The sequence below is a fragment of the Bacillus sp. JJ1503 genome (genome assembly GCF_036965125.1).
Taxonomy (GTDB): Bacteria; Bacillota; Bacilli; order Bacillales; family Cytobacillaceae; genus Cytobacillus.
On record NZ_JBALOZ010000198.1, the window covers coordinates 15662 to 18896 of the forward strand.

General features: G+C 35.1%; 3 protein-coding genes. All 3 read right to left on the bottom strand.

The genetic code is table 11. The features are described 5' to 3' along the window. Positions 1 to 102: 102 nt before the first annotated feature. Complete coding sequence (locus V7149_RS15465) at positions 103 to 789, bottom strand: helix-turn-helix transcriptional regulator (protein WP_335346505.1); 687 nt, start codon at positions 787 to 789, stop codon at positions 103 to 105. Between the two features lie 149 nt (positions 790 to 938). Then, positions 939 to 1172 carry a hypothetical protein gene (locus V7149_RS15470; protein ID WP_335346506.1) on the bottom strand — a complete coding sequence of 78 codons (234 nt, stop codon included), beginning with the start codon at positions 1170 to 1172 and terminating at the stop codon, positions 939 to 941. Positions 1173 to 1347: 175 nt separating this feature from the next. Then, positions 1348 to 3235 (bottom strand): LTA synthase family protein (locus V7149_RS15475; protein WP_335346507.1); only part of this gene is annotated, 1888 nt, incomplete at its 5' end.

The window sequence follows — 3235 nt, forward strand, 5'->3', positions numbered from 1 at the left end:
TCCTCCCAGAAAGGTAAAGAACACCTTTCCGGGAGGCTCGACTTGTGCTTGTCGGGGGTGACCAAGGCGCTTCCGCTTTTCTATTAATTTATGAGTTCAAAATTATTTATGTTCAGCAAGCTCTTCTGGCTGAAGCTCATTTATTGTTCTAATTTTTTGTAAATAATTATAAACCGTGAATTTTGAAACACCGAGTACTGATGCCACATAATCTGTTGCACCTTTTATTAGAAATGTCCCTTTTTCATCAAGTTGCCTAACACATTCCACTTTTTCATCAAGGCTCATTAGGGATGGCGCTTTCTTAAATCCGAGCAAAACTTGTTCAACCATTTCATGGATAACCTCTTGGACAGAGGTGAAGAAGTTTTCTGATTTTGTATGCTGTTGTTCATCAAAGCTAATAAATTCTTCGATTTCTCCGCCAAATTGCATTAATAGACTTATATCATAATTAATACATAAAGCACCGATAATCTTACCGTAAATATCACGAAGGAAGATCGTTGCTGATTTCATCACATTCCCTTTGCTCGACTGTGTTTTATAGCTCGGAATATCCTCTATTTCCTGATCCTTTTTTGCTAGCTCGTTTAACACTAGATCCGTAATGGGAGAGCCAATTTTTCTTCCAGTCACACTCCCAGCAAGATGAATAAGGGATCTTTTCAAATCTGAAAAATCATGAACGGCTACTTCACAACGAGACCCAAACATCTTTACAAGCATATCGGCTGTGCGAATTGCTAAATCAAATATTGGGCGATGAGATTCCTTCAATTCTGACACATCCTTAATAAACTTTTTCAATTAAACAAGTAATATTATAATATCACAAAATTTGTGTAGTTAAAATAATATTTTAATAGCTACAAAAATTTTGTAACAGCCTTCAAAAAAAAGAAGACTCCGCTTAACAAGTCTTCTCACATTTCATTTTATACATTTTTTAAAACTAAATTTAAGCGGTTTTCCCGCTGCACCTTCTCATCTTCTGTTGCTAAATCATATTTCTTTAACAGGTGAAATACTTCATTTAATATATCCTGTGTATGTTCTTCATTAAAGAAAGCCTCAAATAGCGGAGCCATGCTATTAGGTAAAAATTCTTTTTGCTGCTCGTACTTCAGCTTAACATCTTCAAGTGAATGATCTAATTTACACTCGCTCATTATTATTCCTCCTGTCTAATGAAACTATAACTTCACTTTACTATATAGATGATCGATAGTCTAATTTCAAATATTTTTGTTTACATAATAATATTATGTTAAACATTTTTTTTGTACATTATGAAACAGTTTTAAAGCAACAAAAAGAGCGAAGATTTACTCTCCGCCCTTCCCATTATTCCACATTGCCCGTTTGTTTTTCTGTTTCACTTTTGATCGGATCTTCCTTTTTTATATACTGATAATCATTTCTGTCAATCGGTTCATAGCCATCTGGCTGATAGAATCTTAGAAGGTCTTTATACACGATGTTATCTGATATTTGCAGTTCAGCTTTTGCTTTTTCAGCTAAATGTGCATATTCTTCTCCATCTACAAGCTCACCTGTTTCATTGGAATAGAATTTTTCGTCCACTTGGGTCACTTTCGGAGAGACAAAGTCTCCATTGCGGAATGGAATGACTTCACGATGGTTTTTAGACAAAAGATCAGAGCCAATTTCCAAATAATCCTTCGTATCAATTCCTAATAAATGCAGCACTGTTGGACGAACATCTACTTGGCCGCCAATTTGATGCTGAGCTCCGCCATCTACTCCTGGTACATGGATGAATACCGGAACTCTTTGCAGATTTCTAGCATACTCAAAAGGAGTAATTTCTTTTCCGATAATTTCAGCCATCGCATCATTATGGTTCTCTGAAATGCCATAATGATCGCCATACATGACAACAACCGTATTATCATATAGTCCTGATGCTTTAAGGTCATTAAAGAACTGTTCAATTGCCTGGTCCATATAATTCGCAGACTGGAAGTATTGGTTCACTACCTTATTATCAGTTTCAGCTGCAGGGAAATCAGTATCCCCTTCATCCATTTTAAATGGAAAATGATTAGATAGAGTAATGAATTTTGTATAAAAAGGCTGTGGCAGACTTTCTAACATCGGCATGGATTCAGTAAAGAATGGTTTATCCTTCATGCCATAGTTTTTCGTGTTTTCTTCACTCATATCGTAATATTCTGCATCAAAAAATTGATCATATCCTAAAGAACGATACATTTCATTGCGATTCCAAAACGTTTTATAGTTTCCGTGGAAAACTGCTGACGTATATCCATGTGTTTTCAAAATAGCTGGTGCGGCATGATACGTATTTTGAGCTTTTGTTACATAGACAGAACCTTGAGACATCGGATATAAAGAATTATCCATAATAAATTCAGCATCTGATGTTTTTCCTTGACCTGTTTGGTTAATAATATTATCAAAATAGAACGTTTCGCCATTATGCGCCAATGAGTTTAAAAATGGAGTTACCTCTTGGCCGTTTAACTTGTAATCGATAATAAAGGTTTGAAGTGACTCTAAAGAAATGTAAATCACATTCATTCCTTTCGCTTTTCCAAAGTATTCAGGATTAGGCGCAGCATAATTGGCTTTAATATAGTTCTCCACTTCTGTAATGTCGTTTGAATCAGCTAAAGCTCTTTGACTAGCTGACCTTGCATTCTGAATGACATCATAAACAGAGAAATTATAAGCACCTAAATATTTCACAAGATAGTTTCTGTCAAAAGAACGAGTAAGCAATTGTGGACGATCTGCTTCAGCCAGACCTAGATTAATAATAAAAGTTAGGATTGCTGCCGCAATCACATACTTCGCAGGCTTTCTGCTTACTGTCTTACTAGGGTTGTACCATTTTTTAAAGATAAAAAACGCCAGGATAATTGTATCAATAAAGTAAAATACATCAAAAGGACTCATGAGGGATAAAGCACTTCCTCCTAATTGCCCCCCGTTCGTCTTCGTTTGCATGACGACTGGAACTGTAATAAAGTCATTGAAGAATCGGTAATAAACAACATTTGCATATAATAAAAACGACATCAGGAAGTTCATCGTAATGAATAATACTGATTGCATCCGTCCTTTAAAAAATAAAGCAAAACCTAGGAATAATAAGGCGGAACTTAATGGATTAAGAAACAATAAAAATTCTTGAAGTTTATTATCAATTCCTAAACTAAATTCTATTCTGTACGCTGCATATGTT